The organism is Thioalkalivibrio paradoxus ARh 1 (assembly GCF_000227685.2).
GTDB classification, from domain to species: domain Bacteria; phylum Pseudomonadota; class Gammaproteobacteria; order Ectothiorhodospirales; family Ectothiorhodospiraceae; genus Thioalkalivibrio; species Thioalkalivibrio paradoxus.
This window is the reverse complement of record NZ_CP007029.1, coordinates 3732348-3756729: the sequence shown is the minus strand read 5'-3', so window position 1 is coordinate 3756729 and position 24382 is coordinate 3732348. Positions and strand designations below refer to the sequence as shown.

The 24382-nt window shown below is 67.3% G+C and carries 24 protein-coding genes; 17 read left to right on the top strand and 7 right to left on the bottom strand.

Translation table 11 applies throughout. The features are described from left to right. Nucleotides 1-22 precede the first annotated feature (22 nt). The 14 genes from rpmH to THITH_RS16925 all read left to right on the top strand — a co-directional run bounded on the left by rpmH (nucleotide 23) and on the right by THITH_RS16925 (nucleotide 12940). Nucleotides 23-157, top strand: a complete 135-nt coding sequence (rpmH, locus tag THITH_RS16990) for a 50S ribosomal protein L34 (protein WP_006746591.1) — start codon at nucleotides 23-25, stop codon at nucleotides 155-157. 20 nt (nucleotides 158-177) lie between these two features. After that, nucleotides 178-552 carry a ribonuclease P protein component gene (gene rnpA, locus THITH_RS16985; RefSeq protein WP_006746592.1) on the top strand — a complete coding sequence of 125 codons (375 nt, stop codon included), beginning with the start codon at nucleotides 178-180 and terminating at the stop codon, nucleotides 550-552. Further along, complete coding sequence (yidD, locus tag THITH_RS16980) at nucleotides 549-791, top strand: membrane protein insertion efficiency factor YidD (RefSeq protein ID WP_006746593.1); 243 nt, start codon at nucleotides 549-551, stop codon at nucleotides 789-791. The genes rnpA and yidD overlap by 4 nt, the downstream gene beginning before the upstream one ends. An 8-nt stretch (nucleotides 792-799) precedes the next feature. After that, nucleotides 800-2479, top strand: coding sequence for a membrane protein insertase YidC (yidC, locus tag THITH_RS16975; RefSeq protein ID WP_006746594.1), 1680 nt, complete (start codon nucleotides 800-802; stop codon nucleotides 2477-2479). A gap of 4 nt (nucleotides 2480-2483) precedes the next feature. Then, entirely contained in the window at nucleotides 2484-3791 is a 1308-nt protein-coding gene (mnmE, locus tag THITH_RS16970) for a tRNA uridine-5-carboxymethylaminomethyl(34) synthesis GTPase MnmE (RefSeq protein WP_006746595.1), read from the top strand. Nucleotides 3792-4114: 323 nt separating this feature from the next. Next, entirely contained in the window at nucleotides 4115-4432 is a 318-nt protein-coding gene (locus tag THITH_RS16965; protein WP_006746596.1) for a hypothetical protein, read from the top strand. 46 nt (nucleotides 4433-4478) lie between these two features. Next, a complete protein-coding gene (locus THITH_RS16960; RefSeq protein ID WP_006746597.1) occupies nucleotides 4479-5543 on the top strand; it encodes a V0D/AC39 family V-type ATPase subunit in 1065 nt (354 codons plus the stop codon). Between the two features lie 61 nt (nucleotides 5544-5604). After that, nucleotides 5605-7506 carry a V-type ATP synthase subunit I gene (locus tag THITH_RS16955; RefSeq protein ID WP_006746598.1) on the top strand — a complete coding sequence of 634 codons (1902 nt, stop codon included), beginning with the start codon at nucleotides 5605-5607 and terminating at the stop codon, nucleotides 7504-7506. Between the two features lie 43 nt (nucleotides 7507-7549). Beyond that, nucleotides 7550-7996, top strand: coding sequence for an ATP synthase subunit C (locus THITH_RS16950; RefSeq protein ID WP_006746599.1), 447 nt, complete (start codon nucleotides 7550-7552; stop codon nucleotides 7994-7996). Nucleotides 7997-8008: 12 nt separating this feature from the next. After that, nucleotides 8009-8368, top strand: a complete 360-nt coding sequence (locus THITH_RS16945) for a V-type proton ATPase subunit F family protein (RefSeq protein ID WP_006746600.1) — start codon at nucleotides 8009-8011, stop codon at nucleotides 8366-8368. Next, nucleotides 8365-9003 carry a V-type ATP synthase subunit E gene (locus THITH_RS16940; protein WP_006746601.1) on the top strand — a complete coding sequence of 213 codons (639 nt, stop codon included), beginning with the start codon at nucleotides 8365-8367 and terminating at the stop codon, nucleotides 9001-9003. The genes THITH_RS16945 and THITH_RS16940 overlap by 4 nt, the downstream gene beginning before the upstream one ends. A 4-nt stretch (nucleotides 9004-9007) precedes the next feature. Next, nucleotides 9008-10807: a V-type ATP synthase subunit A gene (locus THITH_RS16935; RefSeq protein ID WP_006746602.1), complete on the top strand. Its 1800-nt coding sequence runs from the start codon at nucleotides 9008-9010 to the stop codon at nucleotides 10805-10807. Further along, the gene (locus THITH_RS16930; RefSeq protein ID WP_006746603.1) at nucleotides 10804-12303 is read left to right on the top strand and encodes a V-type ATP synthase subunit B; all 1500 of its coding nucleotides are present in this window, start codon (nucleotides 10804-10806) and stop codon (nucleotides 12301-12303) included. Before THITH_RS16935 ends, THITH_RS16930 begins: the two co-directional genes overlap by 4 nt. Nucleotides 12304-12313: 10 nt before the next feature. Then, nucleotides 12314-12940, top strand: coding sequence for a V-type ATP synthase subunit D (locus tag THITH_RS16925; protein ID WP_006746604.1), 627 nt, complete (start codon nucleotides 12314-12316; stop codon nucleotides 12938-12940). A gap of 43 nt (nucleotides 12941-12983) precedes the next feature. Here the strand turns inward: THITH_RS16925 and dtd are convergent, their stop codons facing one another. Together dtd and pip are read right to left on the bottom strand one after the other, a co-directional pair. Further along, nucleotides 12984-13445 (bottom strand): D-aminoacyl-tRNA deacylase, encoded by a 462-nt coding sequence (dtd, locus tag THITH_RS16920; RefSeq protein ID WP_006746605.1) that lies wholly within the window; start codon nucleotides 13443-13445, stop codon nucleotides 12984-12986. Beyond that, nucleotides 13442-14392 (bottom strand): prolyl aminopeptidase, encoded by a 951-nt coding sequence (gene pip, locus THITH_RS16915; protein ID WP_006746606.1) that lies wholly within the window; start codon nucleotides 14390-14392, stop codon nucleotides 13442-13444. The genes dtd and pip overlap by 4 nt, the downstream gene beginning before the upstream one ends. 499 nt (nucleotides 14393-14891) lie before the next feature. Here pip and THITH_RS16910 point away from each other — a divergent pair, with 499 nt between their 5' ends. Next, complete coding sequence (locus THITH_RS16910; protein ID WP_006746607.1) at nucleotides 14892-15893, top strand: TAXI family TRAP transporter solute-binding subunit; 1002 nt, start codon at nucleotides 14892-14894, stop codon at nucleotides 15891-15893. Between the two features lie 106 nt (nucleotides 15894-15999). Then, nucleotides 16000-18150: a TRAP transporter permease gene (locus tag THITH_RS16905; RefSeq protein WP_006746608.1), complete on the top strand. Its 2151-nt coding sequence runs from the start codon at nucleotides 16000-16002 to the stop codon at nucleotides 18148-18150. Between the two features lie 142 nt (nucleotides 18151-18292). Here the strand turns inward: THITH_RS16905 and THITH_RS16900 are convergent, their stop codons facing one another. From THITH_RS16900 to THITH_RS16880, 5 genes are all read right to left on the bottom strand, one after another. After that, on the bottom strand, nucleotides 18293-18976 hold the full coding sequence (locus THITH_RS16900) for a c-type cytochrome (protein ID WP_006746609.1): 684 nt from the start codon (nucleotides 18974-18976) through the stop codon (nucleotides 18293-18295). A gap of 178 nt (nucleotides 18977-19154) precedes the next feature. Continuing rightward, nucleotides 19155-20501 (bottom strand): NAD(P)/FAD-dependent oxidoreductase, encoded by a 1347-nt coding sequence (locus THITH_RS16895; RefSeq protein ID WP_006746610.1) that lies wholly within the window; start codon nucleotides 20499-20501, stop codon nucleotides 19155-19157. Nucleotides 20502-20506: 5 nt separating this feature from the next. Continuing rightward, on the bottom strand, nucleotides 20507-20824 hold the full coding sequence (locus THITH_RS16890; RefSeq protein WP_006746611.1) for a c-type cytochrome: 318 nt from the start codon (nucleotides 20822-20824) through the stop codon (nucleotides 20507-20509). Nucleotides 20825-20844: 20 nt separating this feature from the next. Continuing rightward, a complete protein-coding gene (locus THITH_RS16885) occupies nucleotides 20845-22068 on the bottom strand; it encodes a hypothetical protein (protein WP_006746612.1) in 1224 nt (407 codons plus the stop codon). Nucleotides 22069-22071: 3 nt separating this feature from the next. Then, on the bottom strand, nucleotides 22072-23487 hold the full coding sequence (locus THITH_RS16880) for a cytochrome ubiquinol oxidase subunit I (protein ID WP_006746613.1): 1416 nt from the start codon (nucleotides 23485-23487) through the stop codon (nucleotides 22072-22074). A 368-nt stretch (nucleotides 23488-23855) separates the two neighbouring features. On the opposite strand from THITH_RS16880, the gene THITH_RS16875 reads away from it, so the two are divergent. Next, entirely contained in the window at nucleotides 23856-24374 is a 519-nt protein-coding gene (locus THITH_RS16875) for a hypothetical protein (RefSeq protein ID WP_006746614.1), read from the top strand. The last annotated feature ends 8 nt before the right edge of the window (nucleotides 24375-24382 follow it).

The window sequence follows — 24382 nt, the reverse complement described above, 5'->3', positions numbered from 1 at the left end:
TTTTGAATTTCGGAACCTCGCCATGAAGCGCACATTTCAGCCCAGTCGCCTCCATCGCGCCCGTACCCACGGGTTTCGCGCGCGCATGGCCACCCGTGCCGGCCGCCGGGTGATCAACGCCCGCCGCGCCAAGGGCCGCAAGCGCCTCTGCCCGTAACCGGCGCTGCCCGCTCGGCCGTGCACGCGGTGGGCGCGCCGTCGCCGGCCCCGGCGGAAGGATTTCCACGTAGCCTGCGCCTGCTGCACGGTCGGGCTTTCCAGCATGTGTTCGCCCGCGCCCGGCGCATCCCGGGCCGCCGCTTCATGCTTCTGTACCGGACCAGCGCGCCGCCGCTCGATCAGCCCAGACTCGGGCTGGCGATCTCGAAAAAACATGCGCGGCGCGCGGTGGATCGCAACCGCATCAAGCGCATCGCCCGCGAGGCCTTCCGGGTACGCCGCCGGTCGCTGGCCGCCGTGGATATCGTCGTCCTGTCCCGCGCCGGAATTGCGGCTGCAGACTCCCGGGAACTGAGGCTGGAACTCGACCAGCTGCTGGAGCACGTGAAATGATCCGGACTCTGATCCTGATGCCGATCCGGCTGTACCAGTACGCAATTTCGCCGTTCATGGCGCCGCATTGCCGGTATCATCCCAGCTGCTCCGAATACACCGCCCAGGCGGTTTCCCGCCATGGCGCGTTGCGCGGGCTTTGGCTGGGGGCCCGGCGGATCTCGCGCTGCCATCCCTGGGCGGAAGGCGGCTACGACCCTGTGCCGGAGACGACCCCGACCCACGATTCCCGGAAATAACCGACCTCATGGAAAACCTGCGCCCCATTCTCTGGCTGTCCCTGGCATTCGTCCTGTTCCTGATGTGGCAGGCCTGGAACCAGGACTATGGGGTTCGACCGGAACCCCCGCGCGCGGTCGATCCGACTGCCGAGGAGACCGAGCTGCCCCCGGAAGACGTTCCCGAAGCGCCGGTTGCCGAGGCGGATCCTGTCGATCCGAGCGCGATTCCGGAAGCTCTCCCGGAACCGACCCGGCGCCAGGTGACAGTGCGCACCGACCTGCTCGACCTCGCGATCGACACCCGCGGCGGCACCCTGGTGCGTGCGGACCTGCTGGATTTCCCGGTCGATCTGGGCGAGCCCTCGGTGCCGGTGCGCCTGTTCGACGAGCGCGTCCGTGGCTACGTCGCCCAGAGCGGCCTGACGCACGACCGCATTGCCGATATCGATGCCGCGACACGAGCGCCCTCGCATCACGCCGAGTTCCGCGTCGACGCCGACCGCTTCGAGATGGCCGACGGCGAGGACAGCTTGCGGGTGCCGATGACCTGGACCTCCGAAGACGGCACGGTCCGGGTGACCAAGACGTTCGTGTTCCAGCGCGGCACGCATCTGTTCGAAATCGAGCACCAGGTCGAGAACCTCAGCGACCAGCCCTGGATCGGCCGCCAGTACCGCCAGCTCCGTCATGGCCCCACTCCGTCGCGCGCGTCGTTCTTCCTCTATACCTTTACCGGTGCGGCCTACTTCGACGGGCGCTACAACAAGGAAAGCTTCGAGTCGCTGCGCGACTCGCCGATCCAGCAGCGCCTGCAGGGCGGATGGATATCGGTGATCGAGCACTATTTCATGTCGGCCTGGGTGCCCTTCGAGGACGAGGTCAACTCGATGTACGCGCGCGCGGTACCGGGCGCCACTGGCACCGAGTACCTGATCGGCCTGCATTCGGAACCGGTGACCATTGCGCCCGGCGAAGTTGGCGAGTTCACCAGCCGCATCTGGGTGGGACCGAAGACGCAGGCCGAGCTGCGCGAAATCTCGCAGGGGCTGGAACTGACCGTCGATTACGGCATCTTCACCTTCCTCGCGAAGCCGCTGTTCTGGCTGCTCCGGGTGATCCACGACTTCGTCGGGAACTGGGGCTGGTCCATCGTGTTCCTGACCATCCTGATCAAGCTGGCGTTTTTCCACCTGTCGGCGACCAGCTACCGCTCGATGGCCAAGATGCGCGCGGTGGCACCGAAGCTGCAGGCGCTGAAGGAGCGCTACAAGGACGATAAGCAGCGCATGAACACCGCGCTGATGGAGCTCTACAAGAAGGAGAAGATCAACCCGCTCGGCGGCTGTCTGCCGATCCTGGTCCAGATCCCGGTGTTCATCGCGCTGTACTGGGTACTGCTCGAGAGTGTCGAACTGCGCCAGGCGCCCTGGTGGCTCTGGATCCAGGATCTGTCGACGCGGGATCCGTACTTCATCTTGCCCATCCTGATGGGCCTGACGATGATCATCCAGTACAAGCTGAACCCGCCGCCGATGGATCCGATCCAGAGGAAGATCTTCATGGCGTTGCCGGTGGTGTTCACCGTGTTCTTCGCGTTCTTCCCGGCGGGGCTGGTGCTGTACTGGTTCACCAACAACCTGTTCTCGATCGGCCAGCAGTACGTGATCACCCGCAAGATCGACGCTGCCGGCGGCAAGAAGGACTGACCGCGTGGCCGGCGGCGCGGACACCATCGTCGCCGTCGCCACCCCGCCGGGAGTCGGCGGCATCGGCGTGTTGCGCCTGTCGGGTCCGCGGGCGCGTGTCGTGGCCGAGGCCATCGCCGGGCCGCGGCTCCCGGTGCGCTGCGCCAGCCACCGCCGCTTGCGCAGCGCCGACGGGACGCTGGTCGACGACGGTCTCGTGCTGTTCTTTCCCGAACCCGCGTCCTACACCGGCGAGGATGTCGTCGAACTGCAGGGCCACGGCAGCCCGGTGCTGCTGCAGCAGCTCCAGGACGCGGCATTGCAGCTCGGCGCACGCCTGGCCCGTCCCGGGGAGTTCACCGAACGCGCCTTTCTGAACGACCGGATGGACCTGGCCCAGGCCGAAGCGGTGGCCGATCTGATCCATGCGCAAACCGCGGCCGCGGCACGGCTCGCGCGCAGCAGCCTCGACGGCGCGCTCGCGCGCGAACTCGAGCCGGTGGGTGCCGAGATCCGCGCGCTGCGCGTGCTGATCGAGGCCGAGATCGATTTCGGCGAAACCGACCTCGAATCCACCGCCGCCGTCGAGGTGGCTACACGCGCGGCCGAGCTCGCGGCCTCGATCGACGACCTGGTCGCGCGGCTGCGCCCGGCGCGCGTGTTCAGTACCGGGCTGCGGCTTGCGCTGGTCGGGGCCCCGAACGTGGGCAAGTCCAGCCTGATGAATCGCCTCGCCGATGCCGAGGTCGCGATCGTGACCGAGATCCCCGGCACGACCCGCGACGTATTGCGCGCCCCGATCGCGATCGACGGCATTCCGGTGGAACTGATCGATACCGCCGGCCTGCGCGAGAGCGACGATGCGGTCGAGCGCATCGGCATCGAGCGTGCGCGCAGCGCCGCGGCATCCGCCGACATCATCGTCGAGGTGCTCGACCTGACCCGGCCCGAAGCACGGGCGCCGCTCCCGGACCTGCCCGGGATTCCCGTGCTGCAGGTCTGGAACAAGGTCGACCTGATGCCCGGCGGCGGTGCGCAGGCTCTGCGAGTGTCCGCGTTCTCCGGCGAGGGGATCGACAGACTGCGTGCAGCGATTCGCGCGGAGATCGGTTTGGGCGATCCCGGCGAGCAGCGCTTCAGCGTCCGCAGCCGTCACCTCGAAGGCCTGTCGGCCGCAGCGGCCTGCCTGCGCCGCATCGATGTCGGCCTCGCGCCGGATCTGATCGCCGAGGAACTGCGCCTGGCCGAACGCTCGCTGGAAGCATTGCTCGGCCGTGGCGATCCCGAGGAACTGCTCGGCGCGATCTTCGCCGGATTCTGCATCGGCAAGTAACCGCCAGGCCGGATGCTGCTTCGAATCCGATGGGAATCCATCGGCACGGAAGCGCCCGGCCGCCGGACTGCCCTTCGGCTGCAGCACGCAGTCCGACGCGCTATCCTCACGAGCGTCCATCTGCACCCTCGACCCCAGCTGCCGAGTGGATCGATAGTTGGGAAAATTCTGGACGTCTTATGAGGCTGCGAGTACCATCGAACCTGCGTCCAGGACTTGAACTGGCACCGGTCGGGTCCGGGCGCAGGTGCTCGTGCCGGACCTGGTCAGGCAGGGCACCCGGGGTCCGCCCGGTGCCGCAGAGCACAGCCTGAGGACTGGCAATGGACGACACGCTGCAACGCCTGCTCGATGCCGAAACGAAGGCGGAAGGCATCGCGAAGGAGGCCGAGGAGGCGCACGAGCGGAGCGTCCAGGAGGCCATCGACGAGGCGCGCGAGCGCGACGAAGCGTTCGCAGCCCGCATCCCCGATCTTCAGCAGGCGTGGATCCGTCGCGCGGAAGAGCGGGCAGCGAAAACCATCGCCGAGGTCGAGCGCCGCTACGATGAACGCCACGAGCAACTGCGCGACATGGCGGAGGATCGTGAGGACGACGCGCTGGCGGCCGCCTTCCAGGTACTGATGGATCCCCGGCTCTGATGCCGCGCCCTGATGCCTTTCGCGGCCTGACCAGGTCTTATCTCCGATGAATGGCAACGCGCACGACGCCTATCTGAATACGCGGGTTTCGGGTAAGGCGACGCAGCTGTACCAGCCAGGTGATCTGCAGCGCTTCACCCAGCTCGGGCTGCCGGAGCTCGCCCAGGAGTTCGGGCTGACGGCGCTGTTCGAAGAGCAGCGCAGCGTACGTGGCCGCAGCCGTGCGGTGGAACAGACGTTGATGCAGGCGCTGATGGACGATGTGACCGTGTTGGTCCGGTCGATGAACGCCGAGGAGCGCGGACTGGTGCTGGCCTGGGCCCGGCAGTTCGCATTGTTCAACCTGAAAACCCTGCTGCGGGGCAAGATCCGCCAGCTCGATCAGCAGGAAATCCGCGAAAATCTGTACGATCTGCCGCCGCGCGTCCGGCTCGCGAACGAGGATCTGTTCCGGACCGAGAACGCGGTCGAACTGCTGCGCTGCCTTGAAGACGGCCCGCTGAGTCTGCTCGCGCGGCAAGCGCGCGAGATTTACGAGAAACGCCAGGAATCCTTCGCACTCGAGGCGGCGATCGACCAGCGCTATTACACGGACCTCGCACGCCGCGTCACCCGGCTCGAGGACAGCGTCGCCCGGCGCCAGATGCGCAGGCTGGTGGGTGCGTTGGTCGATCGCGCCAACGTTCTGTGGCTGTTGCGTTTCCGATTCGGCTACCGGTTGTCGTCTTCGGAGACCTTCTACCAGCTCGTGCCGTCCCCCCACCTGCTGCACCGCGAACGCCTGCTCGCACTGGTGGGTCTGGACGCCGAGGCCAAGATCCTGGCCGCGTTGCCCGAGCCGCTGCATTCGCGCCTGGCCGATGCCGGGAACCTGATGGAGATCCAACGGCGACTCGGCCACTACTGCGCCGAAGTGGCGTGGTTGGTGCTGCGCGGGGGGCAATCCGGCGTCGCGCGTGCGCTGGCGTATCTGATCCTGCGGGAGTTCGATTTGCGCCTTGCATTCACGTTGTTCCAGGGTCGCCTGCTGAAGCTCCCGGAGCCCTATGTCGAACTTGCACTCGGCCTGAGTCCCGCGATCTGCGTCCATCAATGGCGGGAGGCCGCATGAATCGCTCTCGTTGCCGTCGCCAGTCCGGCCCCGCCGTCCGTCCGCAGCGCGAGGTGTCCCGATGCTGATGAAACCCCAGCCGATGCGCCATGTCCGGCTGCTGGTCCTGGCCGAGGATCTGCCGCAGGCATCGCTGACCCTCGCGGAAACCGAAAGCTTCCATCCCGATCCGCGCGCCCCCCAGGAGCAGCAGCTCACTCCCCTGGAGGACTGCCGTTATCAGCAAGTCCACCAGCAGGCGCGCTCGCGTCTCGACAAGATCCGGCAGATGATCCCGGTGCCGGAGCCAGATCTCGGCGAGATCCGCGTGGTGGAACTCGACGAGCTGACGCAGACCAATACCATCCTCGGCGAGGCCTGGTCTTCGTGCCTGCGCCTGCAGGAATCGTTCCGCGAACTGGACGAGCGCGCGCGCCTGCTGGACGAGGAAGCGGCGGCGCTGGCGAACTTTGCCGAACTCCAGGTCGATCTGGGGATGCTGCGAACCAAGACCCGGTTCCTCGAATTCCACGTCGGGGTGGTGCCGCGCGAGAACGTCAGCCGTCTGCAGGGCGCGCTCGGCCTCGCCGGGTACCTCCTGTTCTCGTACATGGAGCGTGGCGGCAACTCGCATGTGGTCATCGTCGGCCCGCCATCCAAGTCCGAGCAGTCGGAGATCGGCTCCCTGCTGTCCTCGGCCGGCTTCCAGGCGATCCCGCTGCCGCAGGGCCTCGACGCCTCACCCGAAGCAATCCGGGCCGAACAACAGCAGCGCCGCGACCGCATCGACGCCGAGCGCGAGGCCCTGCAGCGGGAACTGGAGTCCTGCGCCCGGTCCTATCGCGATGATCTGGTCCGGGCCGAAACGGTGCTCAGCCTCGCCGAGCCCTTCGTGAACCTCGATCCGGCCATCCGCAGTGCCGGCTATCTCGCCTGCATCGCCGGCTGGGTGCCAGCGCGCGCGGTGCCCGATGTGCAGCGGCGGCTGAAACAGGCGCTCGGGGAACGCTTCAGTCTGGAGAGCCGCAAACCCCGGGCCGACGAGCGCCCGCTGGTGCCGTCGGTGCCGGTGCGCCACCGGCTTCTGCAGCCCTTCGCGCTGCTCGTGAAGCAGTACGGGATCCCGCGCTACGGCGAGATCGATCCGACGTTCCTGTTCACGATCACCTTCCTGCTGATGTTCGGCACGATGTTCGGCGATGTCGGACACGGGGCGGTACTGGCACTGCTGGCCTGGCTGTTCCGCAAACCGCTCGGACGCTTCTACCTCTTCGGCGTGCTGGCAGGGCTGTCATCGGTGTTCTTCGGGTTCCTGTTCGGCAGTGTGTTCGGCTACAAGGAGCTGCTGCCCGCGTTGTGGATGTCGCCGCTGTACGACCCGATCCTGATGCTGCAGCTGGCGCTGGCCTGGGGCGTGTTCTTCCTGACACTTGCGTGCGTGCTGACGATCTACAATCGCTTCGCAATCGCCGAACCGATGGCAGCGGTATTCGGTCACCACGGTGTCGTGAATCTGCTGTTCTATCTGGGCCTCGTCTGGGGCGGCGTGGGGCTCGCGACCGGCGACGGCTTCGGCACCCTTCCCGCCGTTCTGGTGATCGCCTCCCTGGCCGCGCTGGCGGTCTACAACTGGTTCCACCTCGACGCGCCCGTCGGCGAAAAGATCCTGGTGGTGCTGATCGAGACCCTGGAAACGGTGATCGGCTATATCTCGAACACGCTGTCCTTCCTGCGTGTCGCGGCATTCAGCATCAACCACGTCGCATTGATGATCGCGGTGCTCACGCTTGCCGGCATGATGGGGGCTGTCGGACACGTGCTGATGGTCATCTTCGGCAACATCTTCGTGATGGTGCTCGAGGGGGTGATCGTGACCATCCAGGTGATGCGTTTGCAGTACTACGAGGGTTTCTCACGCTATTTTTCGGGCGATGGGCGCGAGTTCGCACCGCTGCGCCTGCGCCGCCGCCCGCGGGCCGCGTGATGGGCCCGCACCGCTACCTGTTCCATCCAACTGGGAGTTGACCATGTACTGGCTCGTCGGTCTCATGTCCTTCGCCATCATCGGCCTCATCGCCACCGGCGCGTATCTCGAGTTCCGTCCGGCGCTGTCGCCACGCTTGCGCGGCTTCTTCAAGCCGGCCCTGATCACGCAGATGACGGTGTTCGTCGGCGCGATGTTCGGCCTGCTGGTCTTCGGCATCAGCGATGCACTCGCCCAGCCCGCGGGGGTCGAGCAGGCGGTGACCGAGATCAGCGTGGGCCTCGGTCTCGCGATCATCGGGGTCGGCATTCCGACCGGCCTGTCGACCATCGGCGCCGGCATCGCGGTGGGTCCGATCGGCTCCGCCGCGCTCGCCGCGATCACCGAGAAGCCGGAGATGCTCGGCCGGAGCCTGATCTACATCGGGCTGGCCGAGGGGATCGCGATCTACGGTCTGGTCATCAGTATCCTGCTGCTGAACCGGATCTGACGGAGGCCGGCCGTGCCTGCGGAAACACCCCAGGGGCGCGTTACCCGCCTGCTGTTCATGGGCGAGCATAGTCTCGCCGACGGCTTCCGGCTGATCGGGTTCGAAACCGTCACCGATCCCGATCCCGCGCAGGTGAACCGAATCCTGCGCGACATGGACCGCGGGGGCGAAAGCGCGTTCGTGATTGTCGACGACGCGATCATGGACTGGGACGTGCCCATGCTCGCGCTGCTCCGGCGCGAGGGCGGGCGCATCATCGTCACATCCTTGCCCCCGCTCGGCAGCCTGCCGCCACGGCTCACCAGTGACGTCGCGGCGCGGCTGCAGAACCTGTTCGGGGCCGGCAGCCTATCCACCGGGGAAACGAAGTGAATCAGGTACTCGAACTCGAAAACGCGATTCTGGCACGGGCGCAGCGGCTTGCCGACCAATTCGCCGAACAGGCGCAGCGTACCCGGGAATCGGTGCTGCGCGAGGCCGCCGAGCGGCTGCGCCAGCGCGAAGCCCGCGAGGAGGCGATCGCCCGCGCCCTGGGCGACCGCCACTACCGCCAGCGGGTACAGGCGGCGGAACTGAAGCTGCAGAGCAATCTCGACCGGGTACGCTGGAACCTGGTGCGGGGCGTCGAGGCCCGTCTCGAGGAGCGGATGCGTGCGTTCGTCGAGGACCGCGATGCCTACCGGGAACACCTGCTTCAGCTGCTACGCGAGGGTGTGGCACAGATCGATCACAGCGATATCGTCGTGCGCGTCAATGCCCGCGACCGGGAACTGCTGGAGGCGGCATGGGATCCCTTGGCCGCCGAGTTTCCCGGCCAGAACATCCGCATCGATGCCGAACCGATCGAGACTCTGGCCGGCGTGTTGTTGCTGAGCGAAGACGGACGCATGCGCGTCGACAACACGTTCGAAGGCCGTGTCGCCCGCCTGCGCACGCGCTTGCAGCAGGCGATTCTCGAACGACTGCTCCCGGCCACACTCGAGTCGGGCAACCCCTTCACCGGATGAGATCATGAGCGAGACCCAACGCATCGGCACCGTCCGCGATATCAACGGACCGATCGTCACCATCGAACTGCCTGGAATCCGCCACGGTGAACAGGTCAAGATCGGCGATTTCGGCCTGTTCGGCGAGGTGATCTCGTTGAGCGGCGCCACCGCGGTAGTGCAGACCTATGAATCGACCGACGGCGTGCGGCCGGGAGAGCCGGCGGTGGGCTTGGGCTGGCCGTTGTCGGTGGAGCTGGGGCCGGGCCTGATGGGCGGGATTTTCGACGGCGTGCAGCGGCCCCTCGAGAAGATCGCGCTGCAGTCGGGGGACTACATCCGCCGCGGTATCGACGTCGCCGCCCTCGATCGCTCCCGGGAATGGGCCTTTGAGCCGAATCGCGAACTCGAGGTGGGGCAGGCGATCGCGCCGGGGACCATCCTCGGGACCGTGCAGGAAACCGAGACCGTGGTCCATCGGATTCTGGTGCCGCCCGGTGTCCACGGTGAACTCGAGGAGATCGCACCGGCCGGGGACTACGACATCGAGGCCACCATTGCCCGGGTCGCCGCCGCCAGCGGGCGCAGCCAGCGCCTGCGCATGTACCACCGCTGGCCGGTGCGCACGCCGCGGCCCTACCTGCGCCGCGACGACGGCGTCGCGCCGCTGATCACCGGACAACGCGTGATCGACACCTTCTTCCCGCAGCTGAAAGGCGGCAAGGGCGCGGTACCGGGGCCGTTCGGCGCCGGCAAGACGGTGGTGCAGCAACAGATCGCGCGCTGGTCGAATGCCGACATCGTGATCTACGTCGGCTGCGGCGAGCGCGGCAACGAACTGGTCGACGTGCTCGAAACCTTCCCGAAGCTCGACGACCCGTACACCGGGCGCAAACTGATGGAGCGTACGCTGCTGGTCGCGAACACGTCGAACATGCCGGTGGTCGCGCGCGAGGCGTCGGTGTACGTCGGGATCACGATGGCCGAGTACTACCGCGACATGGGCTACGACGTGGTGATGCTCGCCGACTCGACCAGTCGCTGGGCCGAAGCCTTGCGCGAAGTGTCGGGCCGGCTCGGGCAGATGCCGGTCGAGGAGGGGTACCCGGCGTACCTCGCGTCGCGGCTTGCGGCGGTGTACGAGCGCGCAGGTCGCGTCGAGACGCACGGCGCTGGATCGGGTTCGGTGACGCTGATCGGCGCGGTGTCACCGCCGGGCGGCGACTTCTCCGAGCCGGTGACCAGCCATACCAAGGACATCATCGAAACGTTCTGGGCGTTGTCGAAGGAACTCGCCGACGCCCGGCACTACCCGTCGATCGACTGGGTCACCAGTTTCTCCGGGCATGTGCACACTGCGGCGCAGTGGTGGCACGAGAATGTCGACGGCAGCTGGGAAGACCGCCGCCGCGCGGCGCTGGCATTGCTGGCGCGCGACGCGGAGCTGTCGCGGATCGTGAACCTGGTCGGCCCGGAGGCGCTGTCGTCCACGCAGCGCTGGGATCTCGAGGGAGCGGCACTGATCAAGGAAGGCGTACTGCAGCAGAGCGCGCTCGACGAGGTCGACACCTTCTGCTCGCCGGAGAAGCAGTTCGCGCTCCTCGACCTCGCGCTGACGATCTACGACCTCGGAGCCGAATTGGTGAAACTCGGCGTGCCGGTGCAGGAACTCAAGCGCCAGCCGTTGCTGTCGCGCGCGCGCCGGATCAAGAGCCTGTATTCCAGCGAGCAGCTCGACGAGATCGAGGCCTTCCGCAACGAGGCCGAGAAGGCCCTGAAGCATCTGCGGCAGGAATACGCGACACAGGAGGAGCAGGCGGGATGAGCATCAAGGAATACCGCACCGCGGTCGCGGCCCGGGGTGGCCTGTTGGTGATGAATCAGACCCCGGGGGTGGCCTTCGGCGACCGCGTGCGCATCGAGGACCACGCCGGCGGCATCCGCAACGGCCAGGTGATCCGCGCCTCCGACGACGAGGTGCTGATCCTGGTCTTCGAGGGCGTCGAGGATCTCGATCTCGAGAACACCTGGGTGCGCTTCCTGGATGCGCCGGTGGAAATCCCGCTGTCGCCGGAATTGCTGGGCCGCGAGTTCAACGGGCTCGGTGAACCGCGCGACGGGCGCCCGCCGATTCTGTCGAGCCTGCGGCGCGCGGTCGGCGGCTCGGCGATCAACCCGGCGGCGCGTACCTACCCGCGCGAGTTCATCCAGACCGGGATCTCGACCATTGACGGGCTGAATTCACTGGTGCGCGGCCAGAAACTCCCGATCTTCACCGGCTCGGGCCTGCCGCACAACCGGCTCGCGGCGCAGATCGTGCGCCAGGCGCGGCTGAAGAACGAGGACGCTGCGTTCTCGATCGTGTTCGCGGCGATGGGCGTGTCCTATGCCGATGCCAAGTTCTTCCGCGACGCGTTCGCCTCCTCCGGGGTATTGCGCAACGTGGTGATGTTCGTGAACCTGGCCGACGATCCGCCGGTCGAGCGCTTGACGCTGCCGCGCACTGCGCTGACCGCCGCCGAGTACCTCGCCTACGATCTCGACCGCCACGTGCTGGTGGTGATGACCGACATGACCTACTACGCCGAGGCCCTGCGCGAGGTCGCCACCGCGAAGGGCGATGTGCCAGCGCGCAAGGGCTACCCCGGATACCTCTACTCCGACCTCGCCGAGATCTACGAGCGCTGCGGCCGCATCCATAACCGGCACGGCTCGATCACGATGATGCCGGTGGTGTCGATGCCCTCCGACGACATCACCCACCCGATCCCGGATCTGACCGGCTATATCACCGAGGGGCAGATCGTGTTGTCGCGCGAGCTCGACAACCAGGGTATCTACCCGCCGGTGCATATCTCGCCCAGCCTCTCGCGGTTGATGAAGGACGGGATCGGCAAGGACGATACCCGCGAGGACCACCCGCGGGTCGCGGCCCAGCTGTATGCCCTGTATGCCCGTGCGCTCGAGACCCGCAACCTTGCATCGATCATCGGCGCCGACGAACTGTCCACGCACGACCGCCGCTACCTGAGCTTTGCCGACGCCTTCGACCAGCGCTTCGTCGGGCAGGGTGAAGCGGAGGATCGCAGTATCGAGGCGACGCTGGAACTGGCCTGGGAACTGATGTCGATCTTCCCCAAGGATGTGCTTACCCGGGTCAGCGAAGCCGATATCGCAAAATACTACCGGGAGGTCGACGAGACCGGATCCGGCGCGGCCGGCGGACCCAGCAGTGGGGTGACCACCGCGGTGCAGTCCTATTCCCAGCCGCGCACCAAGCGCCGTTCCACCAGCGGCGCGCAACCTGCCGGCACCGATTGAGCGCCGGGCGATGAGCCAGCAACTGATCAAGGTTCCGCCGACCAAGAATACCCTGCTGCGGCTGAAACGGCAGGTGACGTTCCTGGAAGCGGGGCACGACCTGCTGGAACGCAAGCGGGATCTGCTGACTCGGCTGGTGTACGAGCGCATCGGGCAGTACCGCCGCCTGCGCGAGGAGGTCGAGGCGACGCTGAAAGACGCCTACCGCTGCCTGAGCGTCGCGCAAATGCGCATGGGCGGGCGCGGCATTCACCAGGCAGCCATGGGCGTCGAACCGGCCCTGACGGTCGGTATCCTGCCGCGGCGCAGCCTCGGGATCGAATACCCGTCGGTTCGGGCCGAGCGGGTGAAACTGCAGCCCCTCGGTCTGCTGGGAACCGACATCAGCTTCGACACCAGCCGGGAAAAGCTCGCCGATGCAACCGTGCTGCTCGCGCAGCTCGGCGAAGTCGAGATCGCGCTGCACCGGCTGATGGAGGAGCAGCGCAAGGCGCAGAAGCTGGTGAACGCATTGAAGTACAACATCATCCCGCGCTACGAGCGCACGATCCGCTTCATTCAGTCCTCGCTCGAGGAAGAGGAGCGCAACGCGCTGTTCCAGGTCAAGCTGTTGCGCGAGCGCGCCGAAACCGGCTGAGCTGCGCGCAACGGTTTCCGCAGCACGCCTTCGGCGGTCGTTCCTATGCGGCAGGGCCCGACGGCGGCCGCGTCTGCAGCCAGAACGTGACCGGTCCGTCGTTGACCAGCGCGACCTGCATGTCGGCGCCGAAGCGGCCGCTGGCGACGTTCGGGTGCTTTTCCCGAGCCCGTTCGACCAGCCGCGCGAACATCGCGGTGCCGAGTTCCGGGCTCGCCGCGCCACTGAAACCCGGACGCATGCCCTTGCGGGTGTCGGCCGCCAGCGTGAACTGCGGCACCAGCAGCAGGCCGCCGCCGGTTTCGCGCAGGCAGCGGTTCATGCGCCCCTGGTCGTCGGCGAATACCCGGTAGCCGAGCAGGCGCTCGAGCGTCCGCTCGACCGCCGCCTCGGTGTCCCCCCGCTCGACCGCGACCAGCGCCAGCAGCCCCGGTCCGATCGCGGCCGTCACGTCGGCACCGATCCGGACGCTGGCTTCGGACACGCGCTGGATCAGCGCGATCACGCCAGCCGCGCCGCGAAATCGTCGGTCGCTGCGACCAGACGCTCGGCAATGCCGGGCTCCGCCGCGGAATGTCCGGCATCGGGAACGATCTGCAGCTTGGCCGCAGGCCACGCGCGGTGCAGGGCGACTGCCTGCTCGACCGGGCAGACGACGTCGTAGCGCCCGTGCACGATCATTCCCGGGATCCGCGCCAGACGCCCGGCATCGCGCAGCAGCTGATCCGGCGCAAGAAAGCTGCCGTTGATGAAATAGTGGCACTCGATCCGCGCCAGGCTGACCGCGACCGCAGGCGCTGCGAAATGGGCCAGCACGTCCGGGTTCGGTTGCAGGCAGGAGCAGCGACCCTCCCAGACCGACCAGGCCTGCGCCGCCCGCTCGCGTACTGCCGGATCGGCATCGGTCAGGCGCCGATGGTAGGCCGCGACCAGGTCGCCGCGCTCGGCCTCGGGGATCGGCTCCAGATAGTCGGCCCAGGCCTCCGGAAACAGCCGGTCGGCCCCCGACTGGTAGAACCATGCGATGTCCCGCGGCCGGCACAGGAAGATCCCGCGCAGGATCAGCCCCAGCACACGGTCCGGATGGCTTTCGGCATAGGCGAGCCCCAGCGTCGAGCCCCAGGATCCACCGAACACCAGCCAGCGCTCGATGCCAAGTGCGACCCGCAGCCGTTCGATGTCCGCGACCAGATGCGGCGTGGTGTTCGCGTCCAGGCTCGCGTGGGGGGTGGAGCGTCCCGAGCCGCGCTGGTCGAACAGCACGATGCGGTAGCGCTCCGGATCGAAGAACCGGCGGTGCCAGGGCTCGCAGCCGGACCCCGGACCGCCATGCAGAAACACCGCGGGAATGCCGTCCGGGCGGCCGCACTCTTCCCAGTACAGTCGATGGCCGTCGCCGACGTCGAGCCTGCCGGTCCGGTTGGGTTCGATCGCGGGGTAGAACGGGGCCATAACGGAAGCTGCTCCTGCGTGCCGGATCTTCGATCGCGCAGTTTGGCGAAAAGGCGCGCGCTGGGAAACCCGGGATGCCGATGGAAGGCTGGAAATTCCTACGCTTCCTGCAGTGCAAAAAAAGCGTCGATCCGGCTCTTGTCCATGCACAAATTGAGGTCTTGTGCCGCGGTCGCGGCCGAGATCTCCGAAACGGCCGCAAAACACGCGCCGGCCCCAAGAGCGAACCGAGACGTGTCCCCTGCCGGAGTGCTATAAGGGGCTAGGGCCGCGCCCGCGCGTCGGATGGTAACCCATTCGGTACAGCGAGCCCGGGCGGCCTCCGGCGCGTCGGCCAGAGCCCCCGGCCCGCCGGATCCCGCACGGTGTCCCCGGGAACGGCCTGCCGGCGCGATCGGCCGGTCCGGGGGATGCCGCGGGACGGGTTCTGGCCCGGTCTCCGCAGGAACACCATTCCAATGGGCTGCGCCATGACCGTGGCCCGAACGAGGAGACTGCAATGAAGCATCGATTCATGGGTTGGCTGGTCATCGGACTGACGGCCATCGCGATGGCCGGCAGTGGCGCGCTGGCCCAGGACCGCAGCGATTGGCCCCGGTCGGTCAAGATCGGCACCGCCTCGCAGGGCGGCACCTACTTCATCTACGGCGCCGGATGGGGCAACCTGGTCCAGGAACAGCTGGGCGTGAACACCACGGCGGAAGTGACCGGAGGCCCCGCCCAGAATCTCGTGCTGGTCCACTCCGGCGAACTGCAGTTCGGCATGACCACGATGGGGCCGGCCCGCGATGCCTGGGACGGCACGCTCGAGATGGCGCCCGGACTGGAAACCAAGAACGTCCGCGCGATGTTCCCGATGTATATGACGCCGTTCCAGGTCGTCGCGCTGCAGCGTTCCGGGATCGACTCGATCTCGGACCTGCGTGGCAAGCGGGTCGGCGTCGGGCCGCGCGGCGGTACGGCCAGCGTGTACTGGCCGCGCTTCTTCCAGGATCTGGGCGTCAACGTGCGCCTGCAATATGGCGGTGCATCCGACCTCGCAGGTCAGCTCCAGGATGGGCTGATCGACGCGTTCGCCTTCGCAGCCGGCGTGCCGATTTCGGCGTTCAGCCAGCTCGAAGCCCAGCAGCCGGTGAACATCTTCTCGTTCGCGGACGCCGAACTCGACGTGGTGATCGCCAACAACCCGGTCAGCGCGGTCGAGATCCCCGGCGGTACCTACCGCTCGGTGTCCGAGGATCAGTCCACCGTGGCGATGTGGAACTACGCGATCGCGCACAAGGACATGCCGGCGTCGCTGGTGCAGCGAATCATGGAAGTCGTGCTCGACGACAACGAGCGCATGGTACGGATCCATCGCTCTGCCACCGAGACGCTGCCCGAGAATTACACCACCAACGGCTTCATGTGGTTCCACCCCGGTGCCGTCTGTTACCTCCAGGCCAAGGGCTTCGAAGTCGACGAACGGCTGATCCCGCCGGAAATGGCGGGCTGCGACTAGGCGGTAGCGTCCGTGCGTGCCCGGCCCTGAGCCGGGCACGCCTTCGGCACAGCCCGGGCCGGAATCCTCGGTCAACGGATCCGGCCGGCACGAACTGGGGAACCACATGTCGGAGTCCATCAGCCCCGTTCCGCAGGCACGCGCAGCGGCGGATCCGGATGAACGCGCCAGCCAGGAGCGTGAACTCTCCAGCTGGCAGGCCTGGATGCTGTTCATCGCCTGCGTTGGCTTCATCCTGTTTCACCTGATCGTTCTGAACCTGTTCCCGCTGGAAACCTGGACCTTCCGGATCATCCACGTGGCCGGCGGTCTGTTCATCGGCTTCGCGCTGGTCGCGTCGTGGGCCCCGCACCCGGAAAAGGCAGGGCAGCGACGCTGGTGGCTGGAGCTGTTGCCGATGCTGGCCGCGACGGTACTGATCGCGTATGCGATCGGCGCGCTGGTTGCGGCCTATGTGCTGCGCGACTGGGCCGGCGTGACGTTGATTCCGGCCTGGCTGTTCCAGTACTTCGGCTGGTCGCTGTTTGCGGCGACCGCGATCGCAATACCCGCGGGCTGGGTTTTCCGCCCGCAGGCGCACCGGATCGTCTGGTACGACTGGATCCTGATGGCCGCCAGCCTCGCGGTGGCGGGCTATCTGCTGTTTCATCTCAACATGCTGCAGTTCCGTGCCGGCGTGGTGCCGACGCAGCCGGACATGTGGACCATACTGGCCGGGATCCTGCTGATCCTGGAGATCACGCGCCGCGTGGCCGGGCTGGCGCTGGTCGTGATCGCGGCAATCTTCATCGCCTATGGTTTCGTCGGGCCCTGGCTGCCGGGCTTCCTCGGGCACGGTGGCTACCGCGCGGACCGGTTCTTCACCTATCTGTACACCGACAACGGGATCCTCGGTCCCACCACCGCGGTGTCGTCCACCTATATCGTGCTGTTCATCACCTTTGCGGCGTTTCTGCAGGCGTCGAAGGTCGGCGACTATTTCGTGAATTTCGCGTTCGCCGTCGCCGGGCGTCGGCGCGGCGGGCCGGCCAAGGTCGCGGTGTTCGCCAGCGGGCTGATGGGGATGATCAACGGCACCTCGGCCGGCAACGTCGTCGCGACCGGCTCGCTGACGATTCCGCTGATGAAACGCGTCGGGTATCAGCCGCGCTCCTCCGGCGCGATCGAGGCTGCGGCGTCGACCGGCGGTCAGATCATGCCACCGGTAATGGGTGCCGGGGCGTTCATCATGGCCGAGATCACCGGCATTCCGTACACCGAACTGATCGTCGCGGCCCTGATTCCGGCGCTGCTGTACTTCGCGTCGGTGTATTTCATGGTCGACTTCGAGGCCGCGCGCACCGGCATCAAGGGCGTGCCGCGCAAGGAGCTGCCGCAGGTCGGCCGGTTGCTGCGGCGCATCTACCTGTTCACGCCGATCATCATTCTGATCGGCGCGCTGTTCATGGGCTATTCGGTGATTCGAGCCGGCACGGTCGCGCTGGCCAGCGCGGTGGTGGTGAGCTGGCTGACGCCGTTCCCGCTCGGGCTGGTCGGGATGCTGCGCGCGCTGAACCTGTCGGCGCGGATGGCGGTGCAGCTGATTGCGGTCTGCGCCGCCGCCGGGATCATCGTCGGCGTGATCGGGCTGACCGGGGTCGGGCTGCGCTTTTCGTCGATGCTGCTGGCGATCGCGGCGAACAGCCAGCTGCTCGCGCTGCTGTTCGCGATGGCGATTTCGGTACTGCTCGGCATGGGGATGCCGACCACCGCGGCCTACGCGGTGGCCGCATCGGTGGTCGCGCCCGGCCTGATCCAGATGGGCGTCGAACCGCTGGTGGCGCACTTCTTCGTGTTCTACTACTCGGTGATCTCGGCGATCACGCCGCCGGTGGCACTGGCAGCGTATGCGGGTGCGGCGATCGCGGGTTCGGAACCGATGCGCACGTCGGTCACCGCGTTCAAGATCGGGCTGGCCGCGTTCATCGTGCCGTTCATGTTCTTCTACCATCCGGCGCTGCTGATGGTCGGCGACAACCTGACCATTACGCTGAACTTCGCCACCGCGCTGATCGGTGTGTTCCTGCTCGCAGCCGCGGCCCAGGGATGGTTCTTCGGTGCCGCCACCTGGGCGCTCCGGGGGGTGCTGTTCGGCACCGCACTGCTGATGATCTCGGGGACGGTCGTGACCGATCTGACCGGCCTGGCGCTGTTCGCGGCGGCGCTGCTGTGGCAGCTGAAGCTCGCGCCGGTTCTGGTGCAACGAACGGCGCCGTAACGGCCGGGGCGTCGCATGCGGTGCCATGCACCCGGGCTGTAGCCGAGTTTCCGGGCTGCAGCCCGGGGCGCGAAGGCGTGATCGCAACCGCCGCGCCCCGGGAGCCCTGGACGACCGTGCCGGGGCCGAATATGCGCTCGACTCAGGGCGCGTAGTAGTCGGCGAGCGCTTCGATCTCGGCGTCGGTCAGGTCCCAGGCGAACTGGCCCATGCCGTGATGGACGTCGTTGTCGCGGCTGCGGTCGCGGAACGCACGCATCGCGCGCACCAGATACTCCGGGCGCTGGCCCGCGAGCGCCGGGGTCTCGTTGCGGCCTCCCTGGCCGTCGACGCCGTGGCAGGCCGAGCAGGGCGTGATCAGCCGTTCGGGGTCGCCGCGGCGCACCAGCGTGTCGGCCGGGTGCTGCTTGCGCAGCGGCGCCAGCGCGGGCAGCGCCTGCGCATCGTAGAACGCGGCCACGTCGGCCATTTCCTGCTCGGACATCATCTCCGCCAGCACCGCCATTGGTTCCGCCTCCGGATGCGGCAGCCGGCCGTCGCGGTAATCCAGAAGCATTTTGTACACGTAGGGCGCGCGCTGGCCGACGACCGTGGGCCAATTGCGGCTCGGCGACTCTCCCGACGGGCCGTGGCAGGACGCGCAGAACATCCGGTCGTGGAGTTCGCGTCCGCGGCCCGGATCCCCCTCCGGCATCGCCGCCAGCGCCGCGTGCAGTTCGGCCGGAGTCCAGCGATCGGGTAGCGGCGACGCGCCCGGGTCGCCGTTTGCGGCCGCCAGCCCCAGCGCTGCCAGTGGCAGCAATAGCAATGTGGTTCGAATCTTCATCGGTCTCTCCATCGGGCACCGGGTGTTCCGTTGCCCAGGGTCCAGGGTCCGCCACACGACGGCGTCGCGCCGAAACAGCCGCGGTCGCGCGACCGGAACCGGGAATGGTCTCCTGCCGCCGCGCTGCTGTCCCGGCCAGCGCAACGCGTAGTCCGGTCGGTGATGTGGTCCATCGGGTTCAGGCGAAGCAGTCCTGGGTGAACGTCTGCATCCAGTGGTTCTGGTACAGCGCACCAAGCCGGATCTGGGCCCGGCTCGCGTCCAGCGGCAGGAAGCGCGGGCCGTCCATGCGTTGGATGCGCCCGTCGACCAGCCGGAACACGTCGGCGACGTACAGCCCGTACTCCTGGCCGGCCAGCGCGTAGCAGGTGTTTTCCCAGACCGGCTCCTGGGTCTCGCGCCCGGCCAGCAGGTCGACCACCGCGCGTGCGGCGACCTTGGCCTGAGTGTTCGCCGAGTAGCCGGACTTGGGCATGGTGTCCGCCTGCGCCGCGTCGCCGATCACATGGATGCCCGGGTGACGCGCGGACTCGTGGGTGCGCCGGTCGATCGGGCAATAGCCGCTGCCGTCGACCAGGTCCATCGCGAACGCGACGCGACCGGCAACCATCGGCGGCACGATATTGATCACGTCGGCCTCGAAGCGGCCGGCCTCGGCTTCGACCACGCCGGCGCCGGCGTCCAGCGCCAGCACGCGCCCGCCGTCGTACCCAGGCACCCAGTCGATCATTCCGGGGCCGTCGTGCTCGCGCAGTGGCCAGTCGCCGTCGAGCGGCATGCCCTCGCGGAAACGCTCGGGAACGTTGTAGCCGTACAGCCGGTTCCAGCCGAGCAGCATGCTGGGCCCGGGAACGAAGCGGTCCTTCGAGTCGAGGATGATCACTTTCGCGGTCGGGTTGTGGGTCTGGAACCACTCGGCCATCAGCGCGCCGCGTTCGTACGGACCCGGCGGGCAGCGGTAGGGGTTCGGCGGCGCGACGATCAGGAACGTGCCGCCGGGCCGCATTGCATGGAGCTGGTCGCGCAGCAGCCGGGTCTGCTCGCCCGGGATCCAGGCGCTGGGCACCCGGGTCTCGGCCAGCGTCTCGCTATACCCGTCGATCCGGTCGTACAGCAGCTGAATGCCCGGGGAAACGATCATCCGGTCGTAGGCCAGGCGGCTGCCGCCCGCGGTCCGCACGATGCGCTGCTCCGGGTCGACGCCGGTCACGGTGTCGAACAGGAATCCGATCCCGTAGCGATCGCGCAAGCGGTCATAGCCGATCTCCAGATCCGCCATCCCGATGTGGTCGTTCAGCACCTCGCTCGACCCGTAGGGCCGGATGTAGACCGGGTTCTTTTCGATCACGGTCACGCGCAGGCCGGGATCGGCGAGCTTCAGGTACTTCGCTGCGGTGGCACCGCCGGCGCCGCCGCCGACCACCACCACGTGCGGGGCGGCTGCGGCGAAGGCACTGCCGACCGGCAGGCTGCCGGCGAACGCGGCGCCGGCACCGATCAGCCTCAGAAAATCACGACGCTGCATGGATATCATTCCTCCATCGTCTGTGCGGCGAAGAACTCGGCCATCCGCCGGGTTTCCTCGTCGCTGAAGCCCTTGGCCACGCTGTGCATCAGCGTCGACGGGCGGGTGTTGTCGCGGAACTCGCGCATCGCGCGGATGAACTCGTCCTCGTCCATGCCGGCCAGCGGAACGAACGCGGAGCCGGCCAGGCGACCGTAGGTGCCGTGGCAGGCGGCACAGGTGTTGCCCATCATCTCCCCGGTCGGGCCGGCAGACTCGGCGGCCAGCGCCCCCGGGAGCGCCAGCGCCAGGCCCAGCAGGAAGGTCGGGTAGAGCCGTGTCATGGTTCTCGTCTCCGTATCGTTCACAGCGCCCACCAGTAGAAGCCGAGCGCGAAGTAATGCAGGATCCACAGCACCAGCATGCCGATCGCGACGTTGCCCATGCGGTCGACCGCGGCGCTGGCGGTGTACACACCCCGGGTCTGGCCGGCGCGCCAGGCGACCGTCAGGTAGTAGGCGAGCACTCCGGCGCCCATCACGCCGAAGGTGATGGCGAAGGTCAGCGTGCTGTACCAGTCGGTGTTCACCTTGTAATCCAACGCGTTGTAGCCATGGATGCCGTGCAGCATTCCCCAGCGCAGCGCTTCGCGGGCCGCGGCGACCACGATGATTGCGAGCGTTCCGACCGCGAGCACCGCGTAGGCCCAGGGGCTGTCGGCCCGGCTGCGCACCCAGTGCGCGAAGCCGACGAAACCAAGCAGCCCGGCGAGCGCTCCCATCACCCAGGGGGAGAACCCGAAGCGGGCGATCGATTCCGGCAGCGTGGCCATCCAGGCGGCGCCCAGCGCGACCGCGACCACCCCGCCGACGTTGATCATCCGGTAGGCGAGCGTTCCGACCCAGTCGAGGTAGGCCGGATCGACGTCGTCGCGTGCGCGGAAGTAACGCTGGTAGGCGACCAGCAGGGCACCGGTCACTGGCGCGCCGAGCGCGATGAAGAACAGAAAACGCCAGGGATGGAACGCGTGCATGCCGGTCCCGCTGGTGTCCAGTTCGCCGTTCGGCGCATACCAGGCCATCCACTGTTCCGGGTGCAGCATCTGCTGGGCGAGCACGTGCATGATCCAGCCGACCACCAGCAGCAATACCACCGATGCGATCATCGCCCAGGTCGAGCGCGCCCTGGGCGCGGTGGCAAGCGCGGTGTTGCGCCAGTAGAACACGTACAACAGCGTGTATCCGACCAGCAGGATCAGGATGAAGCCGATCACCCACCAGGCCGAGAGCACGTTCGAGGTATACCAGAACGGGTCGTAGATCACCTGCACGAACAGCAGCGGCGCGACTCCCAGCACGATCGCGACCGAAACCATCACCTTGGCGACGTTCACCATCGATTGCGCGAGCCGGCGCCGGTACGCGCCGCGGCTGAGCGCGCCCCAGATCGTCAGCGCGGCGGTGCCGAGCATCATCTGCACTGCGGCGATGTGCAGCGCGAAGGTCAGCACCCCCAGGATCAGGAAGATGACCGGGTGCGACGGCACCCCGGCCGGATCGCGCAATGCGTAGAGCAGTTCGGTTTCCATGCTTTACTCCTCCGAGGTCGTGGCCGCGTCGTCGGACCGGGCGATCCCGGCGCGTTCCTGCGCATAGCGCAGCGGCAGCTCCGGGTCGTTGAGGCTGGCCAGGAACACCGCCAGCGCCTCGGCCTCGTCGTCGGTCATCGGGATTTGCGGCATGTACAGCGTGTTGCCGGTCGCCAGCGCCCCCAGCAGGTAGGTCTTGATCCGGGCGACATCGGTGCTGCCGCCGAGATAGTTCCGGATCGGACGCATCCCGGTATCGGTCACGCTGTGGCAGTTGGAGCACATGCTGAGCGCGATTGCGTGCCCGACCTGCGCCGCGTTGTCCGGCGTCACTTCGCGCAGTTCCTCGGGCAGGAACACATGGGTCTGCAGCAGCCCGTGTTCCTGGATCACCGGGATCTCCGAGCGGATCCCCATTCCGGGCACGTCGCGCGCGATCACCTGATTCGAGTACAGGTACTCGCCGGCGACGAAGGGCTTGCGGATCGATTCGCGCGCGACTTCCTCGGGCCACAGGCCGAAGACCAGGATCGCGACCGTCGCGACCCCGGCGACCGCCGGTGTCAGCATCCGCGGCACCAGCAGGGTCGCGATGAAATAGACGATGATTCCGCCAAGCACCGCGATCAGACTGATCGAGAACCAGTCGGGCAGCCGCGCCTGCATCACCAGGTGGGCATGCTCCGGCAGCGTGCTGGTATACCAGCTGAACAGTGCGGTCCCGATCACCGCCGAGACGATTCCCAGCCAGGCGAGCATGCGCGTGATCTCCCGGCGCAGCGCCAGGTCCTGGATCCGGGAGGCCACCACGCCGCCGACCACTGCGGTCATGGTCAGCATGAACGCCATGCGCATCGCCAGTTGCGCAAAGGTGTTCGGCCCGTAGAAACCGTTCAGGTAGCCGCCCTCGTCGAACCAGATCTCCTTGCCCGGCCAGAGCATGAACGACAGGATGCCGATGATGATCAGCATCGTCGCCAGCGACGACAGCGCAAAGATCCAGGTCACGCGCAGATGGGTGCGCGGATCGACCTTGCCGACCAGGTACACGACCAGGTACACGCCGATCACCTCGATCACGAAGAAGACCCATTCGGTGGCCCACTTCCAGACGAAGCTGTGGATCAGCGCCGAGATCCCGCGCGGGCTCGCGACGGTGGTCGAATACCAGATACCGACGCCGGTGATCGAACCGGCGACGTAGGCGAACACCAGCAGGAACAGGCCGTACTGCTTCACGAAGGTCAGCAGTTCGGGCCGGTTGCGTTGGTAGGCGAGCGTGGCGAGGAACGCGAAGAAGATCGCCGCTCCCACCGAAGTATGCGAAAAGAGTACGTGGGCGGTGGCGATGATGCCGACCACCCAGCCGCTGCCGAGCGACGGTTCGAACCAGGTTGGATAAAGGCCGATGTATTCCATCGAGTTCCCCTTGCTGCCAGGGCTTGAACGAAACCCGTCGCGAAACACGGCGGGCGGATTGCATGCGTGGACCGGCCTAGCACGTTCCATGCCATGGCCGGTGCGCGACGGCAGCAAGCGGTTGATATTCCAAGGGGCGGCATCGAATCCGCAGGTTGAGCCCGAACGTTCAGAGCAGGCCAGGCGGAGGGTGGCCGGGAAAAAGGCCGACAGAATTGACAGTAATCCATCTGCGGTCGCCAATATTGGCAGTATGCTCCGCATACCTGCGCCCCGGTCCGGACTGCGCCGGAAGTCGAACCGGTTTCACAGTGCCCGGCGCAGAAACGGCCTAAACTCTGCTATTGCCCAACCGCAAGGAGATCGCGATGCCTTATCTGTGGATGCTGGTCCCCCTCGCCTTCGCGTTCGCGCTGGCCGGCTGCGACCCTGCCGAGCCGCCTGCGCCAGTCACGGAACCGCAGATGGAACCCGAGACGGTCGCGCCCGAGCCCGATCCCGCGGTGCCGCCTGACGAGGTCGGCGAACCGGCGCCCCCGGTCGACGAGATGGAGGCCAACGACGAGGCCGAGGCTGAGCGGTTGTGGAACCGCGCGCAGGAACTCGCCGAGGAAGCGCGGGAACGTGCCGAGCACGCCCGCCGTGTCGGTCAGGAGGAAGGCGAAGAGGCCTGGGAACGGGCCAAGGAAGCCGCCGCGACCGCCCGGGATCGCGCGCAGCAGGCCTGGGAAGACGCCCGCGAGTTTTCGGGCGACGCCTGGGAAGGCGCCCAGACCCGAACCGAGGCACTGTGGGAGGACATTCGGGGCGCCTGGGGCCGTCTGACCGACGACGATGCTGGCGAACCGGCTGCCGACCCCGGAGACACTTCCGTACCGACCGAGTAGGGCCGCGC

Coding starts and splice junctions, on each gene's coding strand:
- rpmH (WP_006746591.1), top strand. CDS start 23: ATGAAGCGCACATTTCAGCCCAGTCGCCTCCATCGCGCCCGTACCCAC.
- yidD (WP_006746593.1), top strand. CDS start 549: ATGATCCGGACTCTGATCCTGATGCCGATCCGGCTGTACCAGTACGCA.
- yidC (WP_006746594.1), top strand. CDS start 800: ATGGAAAACCTGCGCCCCATTCTCTGGCTGTCCCTGGCATTCGTCCTG.
- THITH_RS16965 (WP_006746596.1), top strand. CDS start 4,115: ATGGACGACACGCTGCAACGCCTGCTCGATGCCGAAACGAAGGCGGAA.
- THITH_RS16960 (WP_006746597.1), top strand. CDS start 4,479: ATGAATGGCAACGCGCACGACGCCTATCTGAATACGCGGGTTTCGGGT.
- THITH_RS16955 (WP_006746598.1), top strand. CDS start 5,605: ATGCTGATGAAACCCCAGCCGATGCGCCATGTCCGGCTGCTGGTCCTG.
- THITH_RS16950 (WP_006746599.1), top strand. CDS start 7,550: ATGTACTGGCTCGTCGGTCTCATGTCCTTCGCCATCATCGGCCTCATC.
- THITH_RS16935 (WP_006746602.1), top strand. CDS start 9,008: ATGAGCGAGACCCAACGCATCGGCACCGTCCGCGATATCAACGGACCG.
- THITH_RS16930 (WP_006746603.1), top strand. CDS start 10,804: ATGAGCATCAAGGAATACCGCACCGCGGTCGCGGCCCGGGGTGGCCTG.
- THITH_RS16925 (WP_006746604.1), top strand. CDS start 12,314: ATGAGCCAGCAACTGATCAAGGTTCCGCCGACCAAGAATACCCTGCTG.
- pip (WP_006746606.1), bottom strand. CDS start 14,392: ATGGCCCCGTTCTACCCCGCGATCGAACCCAACCGGACCGGCAGGCTC.
- THITH_RS16910 (WP_006746607.1), top strand. CDS start 14,892: ATGAAGCATCGATTCATGGGTTGGCTGGTCATCGGACTGACGGCCATC.
- THITH_RS16905 (WP_006746608.1), top strand. CDS start 16,000: ATGTCGGAGTCCATCAGCCCCGTTCCGCAGGCACGCGCAGCGGCGGAT.
- THITH_RS16900 (WP_006746609.1), bottom strand. CDS start 18,976: ATGAAGATTCGAACCACATTGCTATTGCTGCCACTGGCAGCGCTGGGG.
- THITH_RS16895 (WP_006746610.1), bottom strand. CDS start 20,501: ATGCAGCGTCGTGATTTTCTGAGGCTGATCGGTGCCGGCGCCGCGTTC.
- THITH_RS16890 (WP_006746611.1), bottom strand. CDS start 20,824: ATGACACGGCTCTACCCGACCTTCCTGCTGGGCCTGGCGCTGGCGCTC.
- THITH_RS16885 (WP_006746612.1), bottom strand. CDS start 22,068: ATGGAAACCGAACTGCTCTACGCATTGCGCGATCCGGCCGGGGTGCCG.
- THITH_RS16880 (WP_006746613.1), bottom strand. CDS start 23,487: ATGGAATACATCGGCCTTTATCCAACCTGGTTCGAACCGTCGCTCGGC.
- THITH_RS16875 (WP_006746614.1), top strand. CDS start 23,856: ATGCCTTATCTGTGGATGCTGGTCCCCCTCGCCTTCGCGTTCGCGCTG.